Source organism: Streptomyces sp. NPDC052701, from assembly GCF_040678355.1.
GTDB lineage: Bacteria > Actinomycetota > Actinomycetes > Streptomycetales > Streptomycetaceae > Streptomyces.
On sequence record NZ_JBFATO010000015.1, the window covers coordinates 67221 to 87189 of the forward strand.

Here is a 19969-nt window from a genome sequence, read left to right on the forward strand (position 1 = left end):
ACGGATCCCGACGGATCCCGACGGATCTCACGGACGGAGACGAGGCGTCCACGAGTCGGTGACGGGGACCATCCGCCAGCCAATCGGAAGCACGGGAAGAGATGTCGGCACCCAATAAGTCGTACGACCCTGTCGAGGTCGAGGCGTTGAAACCGGAAGAGATCGAGCGCATGCGGGACGAGGCGCTCGCCGCCTTCGCCGCCGCGGACTCCCTCGACGCGCTCCACGAGGCCAAGGTCGCCCACACCGGCCCCGCCTCCCCGCTGGCCCTCGCCAACCGCGAGATCGGCGCCCTGCCCCCGCACGCCAAGGCCGAGGCCGGCAAGCGCGTCGGCCAGGCCCGCGGCGCCGTCAACAAGGCGCTCGCCGCCCGTCAGGAGGAGCTGGAGGCCGAGCGGGACGCGCGGGTGCTGGTCGAGGAGGCCGTGGACGTCACGCTGCCCTACGACCGCGTGCCGGCCGGTGCCCGCCACCCGCTGACCACGCTGTCGGAGCACATCGAGGACATCTTCGTGGCCATGGGCTACGAGGTCGCCGAGGGCCCCGAGGTCGAGGCCGAGTGGTTCAACTTCGACGCCCTCAACATCGGCCCGGACCACCCCGCCCGCGGCGAGGCCGACACCTTCTTCGTGCAGGGCCCCGACGGCGGCACCGAGTCCGGCGTCGTGCTGCGCACCCACACCTCGCCCGTGCAGATCCGCTCGCTGCTCGACCGCGAACTGCCGGTCTACGTGATCTGCCCCGGCCGCGTGTACCGCACCGACGAGCTGGACGCCACCCACACCCCCGTCTTCCACCAGGTCGAGCTGCTCGCCGTCGACGAGGGCCTGACCATGGCCGACCTCAAGGGCACCCTGGACCACATGGTCCAGTCGCTGTTCGGCGAGGGCATGAGGACCCGGCTGCGGCCGAACTTCTTCCCCTTCACCGAGCCGAGCGCCGAGATGGACATGCTCTGCTACGTCTGCAAGGGCGAGTCCGTCGGCAACCCCGACCGGCCCTGCCGCACCTGCTCCTCCGAGGGCTGGATCGAGCTCGGCGGCTGCGGCATGGTCAACCCGCGGGTGCTCACCGCCTGCGGCGTCGACCCCGAGAAGTACAGCGGCTTCGCCTTCGGGTTCGGCATCGAGCGGATGCTGATGTTCCGCCACAACGTCGAGGACATGCGAGACATGGTCGAGGGTGACGTCCGGTTCACCCGGCCGTTCGGGATGGAGATCTGATGCGGGTCCCGCTTTCCTGGCTGCGGGAGTACGTCGACCTGCCGGCGACGGAGACCGGCCGTGACGTACAGGCCAAGCTGATTTCGGCCGGTCTGGAGGTCGAGACCGTCGAGCAGCTCGGCGCCGACCTGAAGGGCCCGCTCGTCGTGGGCCAGGTGGCCACCATCGAGGAGCTGGAGGGCTTCAAGAAGCCGATCCGCTACTGCACCGTCGACGTCGGCCGGGCCAACGGCACCGGCGAGCCCCAGGAGATCATCTGCGGCGCCCGCAACTTCGCCGTCGGCGACAAGGTCGTCGTCGCGCTGCCCGGCGCGGTGCTGCCCGGCGACTTCCAGATCGCCGAGCGCAAGACCTACGGCCGGATGTCGCGCGGCATGATCTGCTCCAGCGACGAGCTGGGCATGGGCGACGACGGCACCAAGGGCATCATCGTGCTGCCGCCGGAGACCGAGGTCGGCAAGGACGCCGTCGAGCTCCTGGAACTGGTCGACGAGGTCCTCGACATCGCCGTCACCCCCGACCGCGGCTACTGCCTCTCGCTGCGCGGCGTCGCCCGCGAGACCGCCATCGCCTACGGCCTGCCGCTGCGCGACCCGGCCCTGCTCGACGTGCCCGCCCCGAACGCGTTCGGCCACCCGGTGCGGATCTCCGACCCCCTCGGCTGCGACCGCTTCACCGCCCGCACGGTCACCGGCCTGAGCCCCGAGGCGCGCTCCCCGATCTGGCTCCAGCGCCGCCTGCAGAAGGTCGGCATGCGCCCGATCTCGCTCGCCGTCGACGTCACCAACTACGTGATGATGGAGCTCGGCCAGCCGCTGCACGCCTACGACCGCAGGCTGGTCCAGGGCGCCATCGGCGTGCGCCGGGCCGAGCCGGGCGAGAAGATCACCACCCTCGACGGCGTGGTGCGCACCCTCGACGCCGAGGACCTGGTCATCACCGACGAGCGCGGCCCGATCGGCCTCGCCGGTGTCATGGGGGGCGCCGACACCGAGATCGCCGACCACGACGCCGACGACGGGGCCGGCGCCACGACCGACGTGGTGATCGAGGCCGCGCACTTCGACCCGGTGTCGATCGCGCGCACGGCCCGCCGCCACAAGCTGTCCTCGGAGGCGTCCCGCCGCTTCGAGCGCGGCGTCGACCCGCAGGCCGCCGCGGCCGCCGCCCAGCGGACGGTGGACCTGCTGGTCCTGCTGGCCGGAGGCACCGCCGAGGCCGGCGTCACCGAGATCGTCGCCCCGTCCGCGCCGCGCACCATCACCCTCCCGGCGAACCACCCGGACAGGGTCGCGGGCGTGGAGTACGGCCGCGAGACCGTCGTGCGGCGGCTGCAGGAGATCGGCTGCGACGTCTACGGGCAGGACGAGCTGATCGTCACCGTCCCGTCCTGGCGGCCCGACCTGACCGACCCCAACGACCTGGCCGAAGAGGTCATCCGCCTGGAGGGCTACGAGAACCTGCCCTCCACGCTGCCCAGGCCGCCGGCCGGCCGCGGCCTGACCCGCCGGCAGCGGCTGCACCGCCGCGTCGGCCGGGCCCTGGCCGGTGCCGGGTACGTCGAGGCGCCGAACTACCCGTTCGTCGCCGAGCGGGTCTTCGACCAGCTCGGCCTGGAGCCCGACGACCCGGCCCGCCGCGTCGTGAAGCTCACCAACCCGCTCAGCGACGAGGAGCCCGCGCTGCGGACCTCGCTGCTGCCGGGCCTGCTGGGTGCCCTGCGGCGCAACGACGGCCGGGGCTCGCACGACCTGGCCCTGTTCGAGACCGGCCTGGTCTTCCTCCCGCACGAGGAGCGGAAGACCGCCCTCCGGCTCACCGTCGACCGGCGTCCGGCCGACGAGGAGATCGCGGAGCTCGACTCCGCGCTGCCCGGGCAGCCGCGCCACGTCGCCGTCGTCCTCGCCGGCGCCCGCGAGCAGGCCGGCTGGTGGGGCAAGGGCCGCCCGGCCGACTGGGCCGACGCGGTCGAGGCGGCGCGGACCGTGGCCCGTGAGGCGGGCGCCGGACTGATCGTCCGCAAGGGCCGGTACGGGCCGTGGCACCCGGGCCGGTGCGCCGAGCTGGCGGTCACCGTCGACGGCGCGGAGCGGGTCGTCGGCCACGCGGGCGAGCTGCACCCGCGCGTGCTGAAGGCCCTGGGCCTGCCCGCGCGCACCTGCGCCATGGAGATGGACCTGGACGTCCTGGAACAGGCCGGGGACGGCGCCCTGCAGGCGCCGGGCATCTCGGCCTTCCCGGTCGCCACGCAGGACGTCGCGCTGGTCGTCGACGCGCTCGTGCCGGCGGCGGACGTCGAGGCGGCGCTGCGCGAGGGCGCGGGCGAACTGCTGGAGTCCATCCGGCTGTTCGACGTGTACGACAACGCCGAGCAGCTCGGCGAGGGGCGCAGGTCCCTCGCGTACGCGCTGCGGTTCCGGGCGGCCGACCGGACGCTGACGGTGGACGAGGCGTCGGCGGCCCGGGACGCGGCGGTGGCGCTGGCCACCGAGCGGACCGGAGCGGTGCTGCGGAGCTGAAGGCCGTACCCGGGGGAGGGGAGCCGCTGCCGTCCGGCGGTCGCATAGCTGCGGCGGCCGGTCGCGCGGTTCCCCGCGCTCCCTCGGGACGCTTCCGGGCGCCTCACCCGATCGGGTGAGAATGCCGGGTGATCCAGCCCTTTCGGGCCATGCGGTCGACAGAATCGGACCGGCCTTTCGAGGCCGGTCCGTCTGTGCTGTCAGGGCCTATATGGGGGGCCATCGGCATGATCCGCATCAGGGCTGGGGGTCCCCGCAGGACAGGGTGGCCCCGGACGAACTCCCGATTGCCCGCCCCGGCCCGGCCGGGCGGGCGCCGGACGGGCCGCGAGGAGCTGGGCGAAGCCGTCCGGAGAGCTGCTCGCCGGGTCAGGTGCCGGGCCGCACGGCAGCCGCTGCGCCGGATCCTCACCCTCGGCCTGCCCACGGCCTGGGGCGCCACAGCCCTCACGTACAAGCTGACCTGCCCGCTCGCCGAGCAGACCGGGCTCGGCGCGCGGATCGCCACCGGCGCCGTGTTCTTCGCGGTCGGCACCGGGATCGTCGTCCACGTCCGGCGGACGCTGCTGCGTGAACTGCGCCGGGCGCGCCGTGTCGCGGGCGCCGCCCAGAGCGTGCTGCTGCGTCCGCTGCCCCCGCGCATCGACGGGCTGAACGTCGCCGCCGGCCGGCTCTGCGCCGATCGCGAGGCGACGGTCGGCGGCGACCTGTACGAGGCCGTCGCCACCGAGCACGGCGTGCGGGTGGTGATGGGCGACGTCCGCGGGCACGGGCTCGGTGCCCTCGCCACCGTCGCCGCCGTCCTCGGCGGCTTCCGCGAGGCCGCGCACGACGAGCCCGACCTCGGCGGGGTCCTGCGCCGGCTGGAGCGGACCCTGGCCCGGCACCTGCGCGAGCGGGCCCGCGCCGAGCACCCGTCGGCGGGCCCGGCGCCCCGCGACCCGGTGGCCGAGGAGTTCGTCACCCTGCTGCTGGTGGAGATCCGCGGGGACGGCGAGGTGCGGGCCCTGAACTGCGGACATCCGTGGCCGTACCTGCTGAGCGGTACGCGGGTCGAGCAACTCGCCCGTGCCGACCCGTTCCCGCCCCTGGGGCCGTTTCCCCTGCCGGCCGAGCTGTCCCCCGTGTGGCTGGGCCGTCTCCTGCCCGGTGAGGCGCTGTTCCTCCACACGGACGGAGCGGAGGACGCCCGGGACGCCCACGGCCGGTTCTTCCCCCTGCCGGCCGTCCTGGCCGACGCCGTACGCGTGCAGCCGCTCTCACCGCAGACCGTGCTCCACAGGGTCTTCACGGCCCTCCTGTGCCACACACGCGGCGCGCCGGCGGACGACGTCGCCCTGCTGGTCCTCACGAACGGCCGGCGCACCCCCCTGGGGACGCGGGGCCGCGGCACGGGCGACCCCGCCGGGGCGCGGCCGGCCCACCCGCAGCCGACGCACCGCGGATAGCCGCGAACGGCCGTGGGCCGCCCCGGACGACCACGGACGGCCCGGCGGCGACGAGCCGCCCGGCCCGGCCACCGGCGGGCCGTCCGCCCCGCCACGGAGTGTCGGGCAGGCAGCCGGGCGGACGGCGCGGAAGCGGGCCGCCGCGATGTACGAGGGGGAGCCGGCGGCCCGGCCGGCCTCTTTCGAGGCACCTCAGTCAACCGGCCGGGAACTCTCCGCGACAGCGCGCGCACGCTGCGGATTCGGACACTCCGTTCACACCCCGTGTGAAGGCGGACCCACTACGCTGTCGGCACCGAGCCACCCGGGGGGCCCACATGCAGCCCAATACACTGCTCGACGCGATCCTGGACGAGGCGGGCATCTCGCACGCGGGTCTGGCCGCGCACGTCAACCAGGCCGGCCGCAGGCGCGGCCTGGCCCTGCGCTACGAGCACACGGCGGTGGCCCGGTGGCTGAAGGGGCAGCGGCCCCGCGGCCAGGTGCCCGACCTGATCTGTGAGGTGCTCGCCGCGCGGTTGCAACGGCCCGTCACCCTGGACGACATCGGCCTCGGCGTGCCCGGCGAGCCGGCCGCGCCGCACACCGGGTCGCTGTCCGGGTTCGTGGAGCGGGCCACCGCCCTGTGGCGCTCCGACCAGCAGCAGCGCCCGCACGTCCTGGGCGCGCCCGCGCTCACCGGCACGCCCGCCGTGATGCCGGTGTGGGAGTGGGAGAACCCGCCCGAGGACGTGGACGTCTCGCGCGGCGGCCGGCACCGGGTCACCCCGTCCGACATCGAGACGCTGCGTGCCGCCCGCACCCACTACGAGCAGATGTACCGCAAGGCCGGCGGCATCGCGACCCGCGCCCGCATCGTCGGTTTCCTCAACGCCGAGGCCGCCCCGCTGCTGCGCGGCGGCTACACCGACGCCACCGGCCGCCAACTGCACCGGGCCACGGGCGGGTTGGTGGCGATCGCCGGCATCTGCGCGTACGACTCCGACGCGCACGGCCTCGCCCAGCGCTACTTCCACCAGGCGCTGCGGCTGGCCAAGGCGAGCGGGGACCGGGGGCTCGGGGCGTACGTGATCGCGCTGCTGGTCAACCAGTCGCTGTTCATGCGGGAGTACCGGCAGGCCGTCGCCTTCGCGGAGGCCGCGCTGCGCACCGCCGGCCGGCACATCACCCCGGCGCTCGCCTCCGACCTGTACGCGATGCAGGCCAAGGCGTACGCCCACCTCGGTGACGGCACGAGCGCGCTGTCCTGCATCCGGCGCGCCGAGCAGGCCGCCGAACGCATCCGGCGCGGATACGAGCCCGACGAGACCGGTTATGTCCAGCCGGGCCTGGTCAACGTCCAGGTGGCGGAGGCGCTGCTGAGCCTGGGGGAGATCGCGGCGGCGGGGGAGCACGCGGCGGCGGCCGTCGACAACCCGGCCCACGACCGGGGCCGGGTGCACCGGCTCGCCATGCTCAGCACGATCGAGCTGCGGCAGGGCAACGCCGACAAGGCGGTCGCCATCGCCGTGCAGATGGCCGAGCAGGCCCGGGGGATGGAGTCCCAGCGGCTGCGCGACAGACTGCGCGCGGTACGCGAACACCTGGTGCGCAGCGGCTGCGCGGGCACCACCGAGGCCGCCGAACTGATCGACGGAGCGCTGCGCGTACCGCTGTAGACCTTTGTGAACCGGCGCGCACCACCCCCCGAGCGGGCTGCCCGTGCGCCTGCTGCCAGACCGTCCCTGCTGCGATATTGCCCCTTACCCAGCGAAAGGTGGCAGAACCGTGCAGTGGACGAAACAGAACGAACAAACTGTGTACGCAAACCGCTGGTTCAGCGTCAATCTCGCGGACGTCGAACTGCCGGACGGCCGGCATCTCGACCACTTCCTCATCCGGCTGCGGCCCGTCGCCGTGGCCACGGTGGTGAACGAGGCCAACGAGGTCCTTCTCCTCTGGCGCCACCGCTTCATCACCGACAGCTGGGGGTGGGAACTCGCGGCCGGCGTGGTGGAGGACGGCGAGGACATCCCCGTCGCGGCCGCCAGGGAACTGGAGGAGGAGACCGGCTGGCGGCCGGGACCCCTGCACCACCTCATGAGTGTGGAGCCGTCCAACGGCCTCACCGACGCCCGGCACCACATCTACTGGGCCGACGAGGGCGAGTACGTCGGGCACCCCGTGGACGACTTCGAGTCGGACCGCCGGGAGTGGGTCCCCCTCAAACTCGTCCCCGACATGGTCGCCCGCGGGGAGGTCCCGGCCGCCAACATGGCGGCCGCGTTACTCCTGCTGCACCACCTCAGGCTCGGACAGGACGCCTTGCCCTGATCCCCCCCGCCGCGTCCGGCTCCGGCTAGCGGCCGAGCGCCTGCCAGACCGCCACCACGAGCGCGCCCACGGCCGTGACGGCCGCGATCGAGGGCAGCGGCCAGCGGGCGTGCTCCAGGGTGACGATCCGGTCGTGCAGTTCGTCCAGTTCCTTCGCCGTCTCCTCGGTGCGGTGACTGAGCAGGGCCAGTCCGCCCTCGACGCGGGCGTACGCCACATCGAGGCGGCGTCGTAACTCTGCGAGTTCACCGTGGACGACGGGATGCTCGGGATCGGCGGTCACAAGTCCGCTCCTTTCCGTAGTCGTTCACATCCCTTGCATGCGCATGCTGAGTCAACTCCCCTGGTGGGCGCGTGGGGAGAGTGTGCGACGGGCATATGCGAGCCCGGCTCTCACACGGTGTGCGAATGCCGCGGGCCCGGTGCCTTTCACGGCGCCGGGCCCGTGCACTTGGCCGAATTCTGACCGTCTGTAATCAGCCGCGCGATGCGGTGGCTCGCGTCGGAAAGGATCCCGCCGTCCTCGCCGTGCACCGTCCGGCTTCGTCCACGAGAACCTCCAGCGCCCCGGCCCGCGCTGCCCGGAGCCGTGAACCGTCCGACATCCGCGTGCTTCGGGTGCTGCCCGATCCCGTGTCCGGGTGCTGCCGATCCCGCATCCGGGTGCGGTCGGTTCGCGTGGACGAAGCCGGCCGTCACCGGTCCGCCGCCGGACCCGTGGCACGGGCCGGACGCGGAGGCGGCCGGCTTCCCCCCGGAGGGGTGTGCCGCGGCCCGGGGCGCCCCGGGGCGGGTCAGCCGTAGGTGTAGAAACCCGAGCCGGTCTTGCGGCCCAGGCGGCCGGCGTCGACCATGCGCTGCAGCAGCGGGGGAGCGGCGTACAGGGGCTCCTTGTACTCCTCGTACATCGACTGCGCCACCGAGGCGACCGTGTCCAGGCCGATCAGGTCGGACAGCTTCAGCGGGCCCATGGGGTGGGCGCAGCCCAGCTCCATGCCGTTGTCGATGTCCTCGCGGCTGGCGATGCCCGACTCGAACATCCGGATGGCGGAGAGCAGGTACGGGATCAGCAGCGCGTTGACCACGAAGCCGGAGCGGTCCACGGCGCGGATGGAGTGCTTGCCCAGCACCTTCTCGGTGAAGAGCTGCGCGCGGCCGAGGGTGCCCTCGGAGGTGGTGAGCGCCGGGATCAGCTCGACGAGCTTCTGCACCGGGGCCGGGTTGAAGAAGTGGATGCCGATGACCTGGTCGGGCCGCGAGGTGGCGACCGCCAGCCTCACCAGCGGAATGGAGGAGGTGTTGGAGGCCAGGATCGCGTCCGGACGGGTCACGACCTGGTCCAGGACCTGGAAGATCTCGGTCTTGACCTGCTCGTTCTCGACGACGGCCTCGATCACCAGGTCACGGTCGGCGAACTCGCCGAGGTCGGTGGTGAAGCTCAGGCGGTCCTGCGTGGCCGCCCGCTCCTCCTCGGTGATCTTGCCGCGCTCGGCCGCCCTGGACAGGGAGTTGAACAGCCGGGTACGGCCGATCTCCAGGGCTTCGCCGGTGGTCTCGGCGACCCTCACGTCCAGCCCGGCCCGGGCGCACACCTCGGCGATCCCCGCGCCCATCTGACCGCAGCCCACCACTCCGACGCGTGCAATGTCTCCCGCTGGGATGTCCGTCACATCGTCCCTTTCCGTCGCATGCGCGGCGCGTCCCTTGGCCGACGCCCCGGCACTGGTCTACGGCTGTGGCAGGTCCGCCGGGTTCCGGTGCCTGCTCCGTCCGTGCACGTTACTCCCAAGTATCGATGATCGATCGCCGGGGTCCGGCATGCTGGGCACGGAGCGGTCCGCGACGGAGCGGACCCGCCGTGTCGAGGGGCATGAAGATGGGACGAGTGTCACGCAGGGCGTTCGCCGTGGCGGCGCTGTCGGCTCTCACGATGATGCCGCAGGCGTCCGCGGCGCCGGGGGGAGGGCCCGCGGACGACGAGGCGCGGGGGGACCGGGAGAACGAGGACGCCGGCGCGCGGGGGCACGCGGCCACCGGGATGCGGGGCATGTGGATCGCCACCGTGGCCAACCGCGACTTCCCCTCCCGCACCGGCCTGAGCGCCGCCCGGCAGCGCGCCGAGCTGACCGGCCTGCTCGATCTGGCCGTCCGCAACCGCCTCAACACCGTGATCCTCCAGGTGCGGCCCACCGCCGACGCGCTGTGGCCCTCGCCGTACGAGCCCTGGTCGCAGTACCTCACCGGCACCCAGGGCGAGGCGCCCGGCTGGGACCCGCTCGGCACGGCCGTCGAGGAGGCCCACGCCCGCGGCCTGGAGCTGCACGCCTGGTTCAACCCGTACCGGATCGCGGGCCACACGGACCCGGCGCGGCTGGTCGCCTCCCACCCCGCCCGACGGCACCCGGACTGGGTGGTGACGTACGGCGGGAAGATGTACTACAACCCCGGCCTGCCCGAGGTCCGCGCCTTCGTGCGGGAGGCGATGCTCGACGCGGTGCGGAAGTACCCCGTCGACGCCGTGCACTTCGACGACTACTTCTACCCGTATCCGGTGGCGGGCCAGACCTTCGACGACGACGCGGCCTACGACGCCCACGGCGCGGGCTTCCCCGGCCGGGCCGCCTGGCGGCGGGACAACATCGACCGGCTGGTGCGCGAGACGGCCGCCGGGATCAAGGCGATCCGGCCCGCCGCGCGGTTCGGCATCAGCCCGTTCGGCGTCTGGCGCAACGCCGCCGCCGATCCGCTCGGCTCCGACACACGGGCCGGGGTGCAGACGTACGACGACCTGTACGCGGACACCCGCCGGTGGGTGCGCGAGAACTGGATCGACTACATCTGCCCGCAGCTGTACTGGAACATCGGCTTCGCCGCCGCCGACTACGCGAAGCTGCTCTCCTGGTGGGCGGAGGTGGCGCGGGGCACCGCGACCAGGCTGTACGTGGGCGAGGCGCTGTACAAGGCCGGCGACCCGGCGCAGCCCGCCGCCTGGCAGGACCCGGCCGAGCTGTCCCGGCACCTGGCCCTCGCCGCGGACCACGCGCAGGTGCGCGGGCACGTCTACTTCGCCGCCAGGGACGTGGCCGAGGACCGGATCGGGGCGATGGCGCGGGTGGTCGCCGACCACTACCGGCAGCCGGCGAACCCCTCGCGCTGAGCTACTGCGTCTCCTGCCGGATCGTCCTGTGGCGGATCTCCGAGTCGGGGCCGGGGGAGCAGACGCCCTCGTGCCCGTCCTGGAAACGGACGCGGTAGGGAGGGTTGCCCTCCTGGCCCAGTACTTCGACGATCTCGCCGACCTTGTCGTGTTGGCCGACCACCCTGCCGTGCTGGACAAGCTGGTCGCCCACGGTTGCACGCATCGTTGGAGCCCTCCTCACCCGGTGCGGGAGCAGCGGTCCGTGGCCTTGAGTCTACGGCGGGAAGCGCCGGTCGGCAGGGGGCCGTGCGGCCCGCTCAGCCGCGCGCCCGCTGGGTGACGGCGATGCAGACCAGCACCGCCGCGGCGGTCAGCGGGGCGGCCACCGTCAGGCGCTCGCCCAGCAGCAGCACCGACCACACCAGTGTGAGCAGCGGCTGGGCCAGCTGCAACTGGCTGGCCCGCGGAATGCCGATCGCCGCCATGCCCCGGTACCAGACGACCAGCCCGGCGAACTGCGAGCCCGCGGCCACCCACAGCAGCCCGGCCACGCTGTGCGCGGTCGGCTCCACGGGCTCGTACGACAGGGCCAGCGCGGCGACGGGCACGGTCAGCGGCAGGCACAGCACCAGTGCCCAGCCGATGACCTGCCAGCCCGGCATCACCCGGGCCAGCCGGCCGCCCTCGGTGTAGCCGGCCGCGCACACCAGCAGCGCGGCGAAGAGGTACAGGTCGGCCGTGGTCAGGGCGCCGCCGCTCTGCCCGGCCGTGAAGGCCAGCACCGCCGCCGCGCCCGCGAGCGCCGCCGCCCAGAAGGTGCGCGAGGGGCGGGAGCCGACGCGCAGGGCGGAGCACAGGGCGGTGGTCAGCGGGAGCAGGCCGACCACGACGGCCGCGTGCGCGGTGGTCGACGTCTGCAGCGCGAGGGTGGTGAGCAGCGGGAAGCCGAGGACGACCCCGGCGGCGACCACGGCCAGGCCCGGCCAGTGCCGGCGGGCGGGCAGCGGTACCCGCAGGACGAGCAGGCAGCCGCCGGCGATCAGGGCCGCGAGCACGCAGCGCACGGCGACCAGCGACCAGGGTCCGAAGCCCTCCAGCCCCCAGGCGGTGGCCGGGAAGGTGAGGGAGAAGGCGGTGACCCCCAGGGCGGCCTGCAGGATGCCCAGGCCGGGGCGTTCCCGGTCGGGGTGTTCCTGGCTTGGGTGTTCCCGGCCTGGGTGTTCCCGGTCGGGGGTGCCGACCGCTATCGCGGGTGTGTTAGTAGCGCTACTCTGTGCTCTCATGCAAGAGCGTAGCAGCGTCGGTGAACTGGCGTCCCAGCTCCGGCGAGAGCTCGACCGCTACTCGCCGGGTGGAAAGCTCCCGTCGAGCCGTGCCCTCGTCGAACGGTTCCGGGTGAGCCCCGTGACGGTCTCCCGGGCCCTCGCGCAGCTCGCCGCCGAAGGGCTGGTGGTCACCCGGCCCGGCGCGGGCGCGTTCCGCGCGCAGCCCCGGGCGACGGCCGCGCCCGCCGGGGACACCGCCTGGCAGGAGGTCGCGCTCAGCGCCGACGGCGCCGCCGGTCGCGTACCGCGCTCGGTGGACGCCTCCGGTGTGCTGGTCTCGCTGGCCGCTCCGCCGCCCGGCGTCGTCGAGTTCAACGGCGGCTATCTGCACCCGTCGTTGCAGCCCGAGCGGGCGATGGCCGCCGCCCTGTCCCGCGCGGGCCGCCGCCCCGGCGCGTGGGGGCGCCCGCCCGTGGAGGGGCTGCCGGAGCTGCGGGAGTGGTTCGCGCGGAACATCGGCGGAGCCGTCACGGCCGCCGAGGTGCTGATCACCGCGGGCGGCCAGTCCGCGCTGACCACCGCGCTGCGCGCGCTCGCCCCGCCCGGCGCGCCCGTCCTCGTCGAGTCGCCGACCTACCCGGGCATGCTGGCCATCGCCCGCGCCGCCGGACTGCGCCCGGTGCCCGTGCCCGTGGACGCCGACGGCGTGAAACCGGCGCTGCTCGCTGACGCCTTCCGGGCGAGCGGCGCCCGCGTCCTGGTCTGCCAGCCGCTGTTCCAGAACCCCACCGGTGCCGTGCTCGCGCCGGAGCGGCGCGGCGAGGTGCTGCGCATCGCGCGCGAGGCGGGCGCCTTCGTCGTCGAGGACGACTTCGTGCGGTGGCTCGTGCACGAGGACGCGGGGCCCCTGCCGCGCCCGCTGGCCGCCGAGGACCCCGACGGCGTCGTCGTGCACGTCGGCTCGCTGACCAAGGTGACCTCGCCCAGTTTCCGGGTGAGCGCCCTGGCCGCGCGCGGGCCGGTCCTGGAGCGGCTGCGGGCCATCCAGGTCGTCGACACCTTCTTCGTGCCCCGGCCCCTGCAGGAGGCGGCCCTCGAACTCGTCGGCTCACCCGCCTGGCCGCGCCATCTGCGGGCGGTCTCCGCGGAGTTGAGGACCCGCCGGGAGGCGATGACCGCCGCGCTCCGGCTCCGCCTGCCCGAACTCGTCCTGCCGCACGTCCCGTCGGGCGGCTACCACCTGTGGCTGCGCCTGCCCGACGGCACCGGGGGCGCCGCCGGGGCTTTTGGCACCGAGGCGGAGTCCGCCCTGACGGCGGCCGCCCTGCGCGCAGGCGTCGCGATCACCCCCGGGCGCCCGTACTTCAGCGCCGAACCCCCCGCCGGGCACGTCCGGCTCAGCTTCGCGGCGGTCGCGGGGACCGGGGAGATCGCGGAGGGCGTGCGGCGGCTGCGCACGGCCTGCGACGAGGTGCTGGGGCGGCCGGCCCACGGGCCGGGATAACCGGTCGACGCCTCTTCCCCGGCCCTGCGACCATCCCGCCATGACCGACACCCCCGCCCTCCCCGAGGGCTACGAGATCTCCGCCGACCGCGCCCGCATCGACGCCGGGCGCGTGCACCACTGGCTGTCCACCGACGCGTACTGGGCGCTGGGCCGGCCGCGCGCCAGGCAGGACCGGGCGATCGAGGGCTCGCTCAACTTCGGCGTGTACGACACGGTGTCGGGAGAGCAGGTGGCGTACGCCCGGATCGTCACCGACCGGGCGACCTTCGCCTGGCTGTGCGACGTGTACGTCGACCCGTCGGCGCGCGGCAAAGGAATCGGCACGGCGCTCGTGGCGGCCGTGCGGGAGCACCTGCGGCCCTGCGGGCTGCGTCGCGTGCTGCTCGCCACGCACGACGCGCACGGCGTCTACGAGAAGCTCGGCTTCCGGGCGCTGGAGCGGCCCGACCAGTGGATGGCGCTCCTCCTCGAGTGAGGCATCCGCCCGTCGACGACCCGCCGCCCCCGCCGCCGAACCGCGGCGCTGCTCGCCGACCCGCGCGGCCGGACCACCGGCGGCGCCCCGCCGCCGGGTCCTCGGTTCAGCCCTCGCGCGTGTAGTCGGTGGTGAGAACGAGGTCCTTGGCGGGGCCGCGCACCCGCCAGAGCGTCCGCCAGCGGTCCGCGTCGCGGACGGTGAACTCGCCGCGGTAGAGGTCCGCCGCGCAGGGGTGGTCGGCGACGTGGCGCCCCGAGGACAGGTCCAGGTCGTGGAAGGGGCGGCCGTCCGCGAACCGCACGTCCGCCGTGCCGTGCGGGCCGGGCAGGAAGCGCAGCGTCCGCTCGGCGGGCCGGGCGACGCCCTGCCAGACGAAGGCGCCGGACTCGTGGTGCAGCAGGCCGCCCTCCCGCAGCGCGGTGAAGCGGGTGGTGCCGGAGAACTCGCCCGCCTCCCCGCTCGCCAGGTCCCGCACCGAGCGCCGCACGCGCCAGGTCCCGGCCAGGTAGGCCAGCACGTCCGGCACCGGCCAGAACTCGCCCATCACGCCCCGCTCTCCGTCCCGTCCGCCGCCACGGGGCCACGCCCGTCGCCGCGTGACCCGTTGACGCGTCTCCGCACCCTCCCTATCTTGCCGTTCGAAGTGCTGGCCAAGTTTTGACATTTCGAACAACTCCCCGTCCGGGCCGCGGAGCGCCCATGGCGCGCACCGCCCGCACCCGCTGGAAACCCGGTCCCGCCGCGACCGCGCTCCTGGCCGCCGCCCTCGTCCCGGCCCTCGTGTACGCCGGGGACGCCGCCGACCGCACGATCACCGTCGCCCCGGACACCCGCTCGCCGGAACCGGCCGCTCATGGATCTCCGCATTGCATAAACGTGCAGCGAAACGTATAGTCATGCCACCTAGGAGGAGGATCCCATGGCGGTACGAGCGGCGGTGGCCGGAGCGAGCGGATACGCGGGCGGAGAACTGCTGCGTCTGCTCCTGGCCCACCCCGAGGTCGAGATCGGCGCCCTGACCGGCAACTCCAACGCGGGCCAGAGGCTCGGCGCGCTGCAACCGCACCTGCTGCCGCTCGCGGACCGGGTGCTGCGGGAGACCACCGCCGACGTCCTCTCCGGCCACGACGTCGTCTTCCTCGCGCTGCCGCACGGGCAGTCCGCCGCCGTCGCCGAGCAGCTCGGCCCGGACGTCGTCGTGATCGACATGGGCGCGGACTTCCGGCTGAGGGACGCCGCCGACTGGGAGGCGTTCTACGGCTCCCCGCACGCCGGCACCTGGCCCTACGGCCTCCCCGAACTGCCCGGCGGCCGCGCCGCGCTGGAGGGGGCCAAGCGCATCGCGGTGCCCGGCTGCTATCCGACCGCCGTCTCGCTGGCGCTCTTCCCGGCGTACGCGGCCGGCCTGGCCGGGCCCGAGGCCGTGGTCGTCGCCGCCTCCGGCACCTCCGGCGCGGGCAAGGCGCCCAAGCCGCACCTGCTCGGCAGCGAGGTCATGGGCTCCATGACGCCGTACGGCGTCGGGGGCGTGCACCGGCACACCCCCGAGATGGTCCAGAACCTCAGCGCGGCGGCCGGCGAGCGGATCTCCGTGTCCTTCACGCCGACCCTCGCGCCGATGTCCCGCGGGATCCTCGCCACCTGCAGTGCGAAGGCGCTTCCCGGCGTGACCGGCGAGTCCCTGCGCGCCGCCTACGACAAGGCCTTCGCCGACGAGCCCTTCGTCCACCTGCTCCCCGAGGGGCGGTGGCCCGCCACCGCGTCCGTCCACGGTTCCAACGCCGTCCAGGTGCAGGTCGCCCACGACGAGGCCGCGGGGCGGATCATCGCGATCAGCGCCATCGACAACCTGACCAAGGGCACCGCGGGCGGTGCCGTCCAGAGCATGAACATCGCCCTGGGACTCGACGAGACCACCGGACTGACGACGGCCGGGGTCGCACCGTGAGCCGGGGGTGCCGCCCGGCGGCGGCCGGGGGAGCGCGTGCGGGCACCGGGCCGCGGACGACGACGACAGCCGCACCTGTGCGCTCCACGGGTGGAGAAGCGAACAAGGAGATGCAGTGAGTGTGACGGCAGCGAAGGGGTTCACGGCGGCGGGCATCGCCGCCGGGATCAAGGACAACGGCAACCCCGACCTGGCCCTCGTGGTCAACAACGGCCCGCGCCGCGCCGCCGCCGGCGTCTTCACCTCCAACCGCGTCAAGGCCGCCCCCGTCCTGTGGTCCGAGCAGGTGCTCAAGAGCGGTCAGGTCTCCGCGGTCGTCCTCAACTCCGGCGGCGCCAACGCCTGTACGGGACCCAAGGGCTTCCAGGACACCCACGCCACCGCCGAGAAGGCCGCCGAGGTCCTCGGGCGGGGCGCCATCGAGATCGCCGTCTGCTCCACCGGCCTCATCGGCGTGCCCCTGCCGATGGACAAGCTGCTCCCGGGCGTGGAGACCGCCGCCGCCCAGCTCTCCGAGCACGGCGGGGAGAAGGCCGCCATCGCCATCAAGACCACCGACACCGTCCACAAGACCTCCGTCGTCACCAAGGACGGCTGGACGGTCGGCGGCATGGCCAAGGGCGCCGGCATGCTCGCCCCGGGCCTGGCCACCATGCTGGTCGTGCTCACCACCGACGCCGACCTCGACAGCGAGACCCTGGACAGGGCCCTCCGGGCGGCGACGCGCACGACCTTCGACCGCATCGACTCCGACGGCTGCATGTCCACCAACGACACCGTCCTGCTGCTCGCCTCCGGCGCCTGCGGCATCGCCCCGCCGTACGAGGAGTTCGCCGAGGCCGTACGGACCGTCTGCGAGGACCTGGGCCGGCAGCTCCTCGGGGACGCCGAGGGCGCCAGCAAGGACATCAGGATCGAGGTGGTGGGCGCCGCGACCGAGGACGACGCCGTCGAGGTGGGCCGCTCCATCGCCCGCAACAACCTCCTCAAGTGCGCCATCCACGGCGAGGACCCCAACTGGGGCCGCGTCCTCTCCGCGATCGGCACCACCGGGGCCGCCTTCGAGCCCGACCGGCTGGGCGTCGCCATCAACGGCGTCTGGGTCTGCAAGAACGGCTCCATCGGCGAGGACCGCGAGAAGGTCGACATGCGCTACCGCGAGGTGCACATCGTCGCCGACCTCGCCGCCGGCTCCGAGACCGCCACCGTCTGGACCAACGACCTCACCGCCGACTACGTCCACGAGAACAGCGCCTACAGCTCATGAGCACGACGAGGAAGCACACCGCGCTCCCCAAGGCCCGCATCCTCATCGAGGCGCTGCCCTGGCTGACCCGGCACCACGGCAAGATCGTCGTCATCAAGTTCGGCGGCAACGCCATGGTGGACGAGGAACTGAAGGCCGCCTTCGCCCAGGACGTGGTCTTCCTGCGGCACGCCGGCCTCAAGCCGGTCGTCGTGCACGGCGGCGGCCCGCAGATCAGCGCCGCCCTCGACCGGCACGGCATCGTCAGCGAGTTCAGGGCGGGGCTGCGCGTCACCACCGAGGACGCCATGGACGTCGTACGGATGGTGCTCGCCGGGCAGGTGCAGCGGGAGCTGGTCGGGCTGCTCAACCGGCACGGGCCGCTCGCCGTCGGCCTCACCGGCGAGGACGCGCACACCATCACCGCCGCCAGGCACCGGCCCGAGATCGACGGCGAGCTCGTCGACATCGGGCGGGTGGGCGAGATCACCGGCATCGACACGGGCGCGATCGAGGCGCTGCTCGCGGACGGCCGCATCCCGGTCGTCTCGTCGATCGCCCGAAGCCAGGACGACCACCACGTCTACAACGTCAATGCCGATACGGCGGCTGCGGCACTCGCCGCGGCACTGGGCGCCGAGACCCTCATGGTCCTCACGGACGTCGAGGGACTCTACGAGGACTGGCCGGACTCCGACGAGGTGATCAGCCGTCTGACCGCGTCCCAGCTGGAGAAGCTGCTGCCGGAGCTGTCCTCCGGCATGGTGCCGAAGATGGAGGGCTGTCTGCACGCCGTGCGCAACGGCGTCAACACCGCCCGCGTCATCGACGGCCGGGTCCAGCACTCGATCCTGCTGGAGATCTTCACGGACGAGGGCATCGGGACCATGGTCGTGCCGGACGAGAAACCCGGCGGGCAAGGCGCACAAGACGAACAAGGCGTACAGGGGGAGTCGTGAGCAACGAGGAACTGACCGCGCGGTGGCAGGGCGTGCTCATGAACAACTACGGCACCCCGCGGCTGCCCCTGGTGCGCGGTGAGGGCGCCCGGCTGTGGGACGCCGACGGCAACGAGTACCTCGACTTCGTCGGCGGCATCGCGGTCAACGCCCTCGGCCACGCCCATCCGGCGGTCGTGCGGGCCGTCAGCACGCAGATCGCCTCCCTCGGCCACGTCTCCAACCTGTTCGTCGCGGAGCCGCCCGTCGCGCTCGCCGAACGGCTGCTGGAGCTCTTCGGCCGCGACGGCAGGGTCTTCTTCTGCAACTCCGGCGCCGAGGCCAACGAGGGCGCCTTCAAGATCGGCCGGCTGACCGGGCGGACCCACATGGTCGCCACCCAGGGCGGCTTCCACGGCCGCACGATGGGCGCCCTGGCGCTGACCGGCCAGCCCGGCAAGCAGCAGCCGTTCCTGCCGCTGCCCGGCGACGTCACGCACGTGCCGTACGGCGACGCGCAGGCGCTGGCCGCGGCGGTGACGAACGAGACGGCCCTGGTGGTCATCGAGCCGATCCAGGGCGAGAACGGGGTCGTGGTGCCCCCGGCCGGCTACCTGAAGGCGGCCCGGGCGATCACCGCCGCCACGGGGGCGCTGCTCGTCCTCGACGAGGTGCAGACCGGTGTGGGCCGTACCGGGCACTGGTTCGAGTACCAGGCCCACGAGGGGGTCCTGCCCGACGTCGTCACCCTCGCCAAGGGACTCGGCGGCGGGCTGCCGCTGGGCGCGACGGTGGCGTTCGGGCGGGCGGCCGACCTGCTCCGGCCGGGCCAGCACGGCACGACCTTCGGCGGCAACCCCGTCGCGTGCGCCGCCGGACTCGCCGTCCTCGACACCATCGCCGGCGAGGGACTGCTGGAGAACGTCAAGCGGCAGGGCGAGAGGCTGCGCGACGGAATCGAGGGCGCCGGCGGCGGTTCCCGCCACCCGCTGGTCGACCATGTCCGGGGCGCGGGCCTCCTGCTGGGTATCGTGCTCACCGAGCCGCTCGCACCCAGGGTGCAGCAGGCGGCTCAGGACGCCGGCTTCCTGGTGAACGCGCCCGCCCCCGATGTCGTACGGCTCATGCCGCCGCTGAACCTCGGCGACGACGCGGTGGACGCCTTCCTCGGGGCCCTGCCCGGCATCCTTGACAGGGCCGCCAGGGCCGCCAGGGCCGCCGGGGCCGACAGGACCGGCGGGACCGGCGGGACCGACGGGGACGGACGATCCGGAGAATGAGACGACGATGAGCCAGGCGCAGGACCACGGGCACAACGGCATCGCCGGGCCCGCCGTGCCGCAGACCCGCACCGCACGCCACCGCCGGATCGTGGACATCCTCAACCGGCAGCCGGTGCGCTCCCAGAGCCAGTTGGCGAAGCTGCTCGCCGACGACGGGCTGACCGTCACGCAGGCGACGCTCTCCCGGGACCTGGACGAGCTGAACGCGGTGAAGATCCGCAACACCGACGGCGACCTGATCTACGCGGTGCCGAGCGAGGGGGGTTTCCGCACCCCCCGGGCTCCGCTGGGGGAGTCGGCGAAGGAGGAGCGGATGCGGCGGCTGTCGCAGGAGCTGCTGATCTCCGCGGAGGCGTCGGCCAATCTCGTGGTCCTGCGGACCCCGCCGGGGGCCGCGCAGTTCCTGGCCTCGGCCATCGACCAGGCCGAGCTGCACGACATCCTCGGGACCATCGCCGGTGACGACACCGTGCTGCTGATCAGCCGGAACCCGGACGGGGGGCAGGCGCTGGCCGAGCACCTGCTGAGGCTGGCGCAGAACGGCCACTGAGCGGGGCGGCGGCCGTTCCGGCCGGGCGCGGGCCGCGGGTGCCCGGCCGCGCGGTCCCGCGCGCCCCGGGGCCCTTGCCCGGGCCCTGCCGTCGGACTCCCGTCGTCCGCCC

Annotated in this window: 18 protein-coding genes; 13 read left to right on the forward strand and 5 right to left on the reverse strand. The window is 73.8% G+C overall.

The window, feature by feature from the left end; all coding sequences use genetic code 11:
- Positions 1–101: 101 nt before the first annotated feature.
- The 5 genes from pheS to AB0L29_RS18985 all read left to right on the forward strand — a co-directional run bounded on the left by pheS (position 102) and on the right by AB0L29_RS18985 (position 7503).
- Positions 102–1223 carry a phenylalanine--tRNA ligase subunit alpha gene (gene pheS / locus AB0L29_RS18965; protein ID WP_365828510.1) on the forward strand — a complete coding sequence of 374 codons (1122 nt, stop codon included), beginning with the start codon at positions 102–104 and terminating at the stop codon, positions 1221–1223.
- On the forward strand, positions 1223–3742 hold the full coding sequence (pheT, locus tag AB0L29_RS18970; RefSeq protein ID WP_365828512.1) for a phenylalanine--tRNA ligase subunit beta: 2520 nt from the start codon (positions 1223–1225) through the stop codon (positions 3740–3742). Before pheS ends, pheT begins: the two co-directional genes overlap by 1 nt.
- A gap of 287 nt (positions 3743–4029) precedes the next feature.
- Positions 4030–5190, forward strand: a complete 1161-nt coding sequence (locus AB0L29_RS18975; protein ID WP_365828514.1) for a PP2C family protein-serine/threonine phosphatase — start codon at positions 4030–4032, stop codon at positions 5188–5190.
- Between the two features lie 317 nt (positions 5191–5507).
- Complete coding sequence (locus tag AB0L29_RS18980) at positions 5508–6848, forward strand: transcriptional regulator (protein ID WP_365828516.1); 1341 nt, start codon at positions 5508–5510, stop codon at positions 6846–6848.
- A 109-nt stretch (positions 6849–6957) separates the two neighbouring features.
- A complete protein-coding gene (locus tag AB0L29_RS18985) occupies positions 6958–7503 on the forward strand; it encodes an NUDIX hydrolase (RefSeq protein ID WP_365828518.1) in 546 nt (181 codons plus the stop codon).
- Between the two features lie 25 nt (positions 7504–7528).
- On the opposite strand, the gene AB0L29_RS18990 is transcribed toward AB0L29_RS18985, so the two are convergent.
- Both AB0L29_RS18990 and AB0L29_RS18995 read right to left on the reverse strand, forming a co-directional pair.
- Positions 7529–7786, reverse strand: a complete 258-nt coding sequence (locus tag AB0L29_RS18990; protein ID WP_365828520.1) for a hypothetical protein — start codon at positions 7784–7786, stop codon at positions 7529–7531.
- A gap of 511 nt (positions 7787–8297) precedes the next feature.
- Positions 8298–9173, reverse strand: a complete 876-nt coding sequence (locus AB0L29_RS18995; RefSeq protein WP_365828522.1) for a 3-hydroxybutyryl-CoA dehydrogenase — start codon at positions 9171–9173, stop codon at positions 8298–8300.
- A gap of 200 nt (positions 9174–9373) precedes the next feature.
- Between AB0L29_RS18995 and AB0L29_RS19000 the strand changes: the two genes are divergently transcribed.
- Complete coding sequence (locus tag AB0L29_RS19000) at positions 9374–10660, forward strand: family 10 glycosylhydrolase (protein WP_365828524.1); 1287 nt, start codon at positions 9374–9376, stop codon at positions 10658–10660.
- 1 nt (position 10661) lies between these two features.
- On the opposite strand, the gene AB0L29_RS19005 is transcribed toward AB0L29_RS19000, so the two are convergent.
- Together AB0L29_RS19005 and AB0L29_RS19010 are read right to left on the reverse strand one after the other, a co-directional pair.
- On the reverse strand, positions 10662–10865 hold the full coding sequence (locus tag AB0L29_RS19005) for a DUF1918 domain-containing protein (RefSeq protein WP_365828526.1): 204 nt from the start codon (positions 10863–10865) through the stop codon (positions 10662–10664).
- A 94-nt stretch (positions 10866–10959) separates the two neighbouring features.
- Positions 10960–11925 (reverse strand): DMT family transporter, encoded by a 966-nt coding sequence (locus tag AB0L29_RS19010; RefSeq protein ID WP_365828528.1) that lies wholly within the window; start codon positions 11923–11925, stop codon positions 10960–10962.
- Here AB0L29_RS19010 and AB0L29_RS19015 point away from each other — a divergent pair.
- Both AB0L29_RS19015 and AB0L29_RS19020 read left to right on the forward strand, forming a co-directional pair.
- On the forward strand, positions 11924–13411 hold the full coding sequence (locus AB0L29_RS19015; RefSeq protein WP_365828530.1) for a PLP-dependent aminotransferase family protein: 1488 nt from the start codon (positions 11924–11926) through the stop codon (positions 13409–13411). The two genes, AB0L29_RS19010 and AB0L29_RS19015, sit on opposite strands and share 2 nt — an antisense overlap.
- A 40-nt stretch (positions 13412–13451) precedes the next feature.
- Complete coding sequence (locus tag AB0L29_RS19020; RefSeq protein WP_365828532.1) at positions 13452–13889, forward strand: GNAT family N-acetyltransferase; 438 nt, start codon at positions 13452–13454, stop codon at positions 13887–13889.
- 106 nt (positions 13890–13995) lie between these two features.
- Here AB0L29_RS19020 and AB0L29_RS19025 read toward each other — a convergent pair whose 3' ends face one another.
- Positions 13996–14436, reverse strand: coding sequence for a DUF6314 family protein (locus tag AB0L29_RS19025; RefSeq protein ID WP_365828534.1), 441 nt, complete (start codon positions 14434–14436; stop codon positions 13996–13998).
- Positions 14437–14811: 375 nt separating this feature from the next.
- On the opposite strand from AB0L29_RS19025, the gene argC reads away from it, so the two are divergent.
- The 5 genes from argC (at position 14812) to AB0L29_RS19050 (ending at position 19857) form a co-directional block, all read left to right on the forward strand.
- Positions 14812–15840, forward strand: a complete 1029-nt coding sequence (argC, locus tag AB0L29_RS19030; protein ID WP_365828536.1) for an N-acetyl-gamma-glutamyl-phosphate reductase — start codon at positions 14812–14814, stop codon at positions 15838–15840.
- Positions 15841–15955: 115 nt separating this feature from the next.
- Complete coding sequence (argJ, locus tag AB0L29_RS19035; RefSeq protein WP_365828538.1) at positions 15956–17107, forward strand: bifunctional glutamate N-acetyltransferase/amino-acid acetyltransferase ArgJ; 1152 nt, start codon at positions 15956–15958, stop codon at positions 17105–17107.
- The gene (argB, locus tag AB0L29_RS19040; protein WP_365828540.1) at positions 17104–18045 is read left to right on the forward strand and encodes an acetylglutamate kinase; all 942 of its coding nucleotides are present in this window, start codon (positions 17104–17106) and stop codon (positions 18043–18045) included. Before argJ ends, argB begins: the two co-directional genes overlap by 4 nt.
- A complete protein-coding gene (locus AB0L29_RS19045) occupies positions 18042–19304 on the forward strand; it encodes an acetylornithine transaminase (RefSeq protein ID WP_365828542.1) in 1263 nt (420 codons plus the stop codon). The genes argB and AB0L29_RS19045 overlap by 4 nt, the downstream gene beginning before the upstream one ends.
- 7 nt (positions 19305–19311) lie before the next feature.
- A complete protein-coding gene (locus AB0L29_RS19050) occupies positions 19312–19857 on the forward strand; it encodes an arginine repressor (protein ID WP_365828544.1) in 546 nt (181 codons plus the stop codon).
- Positions 19858–19969 lie beyond the last annotated feature (112 nt).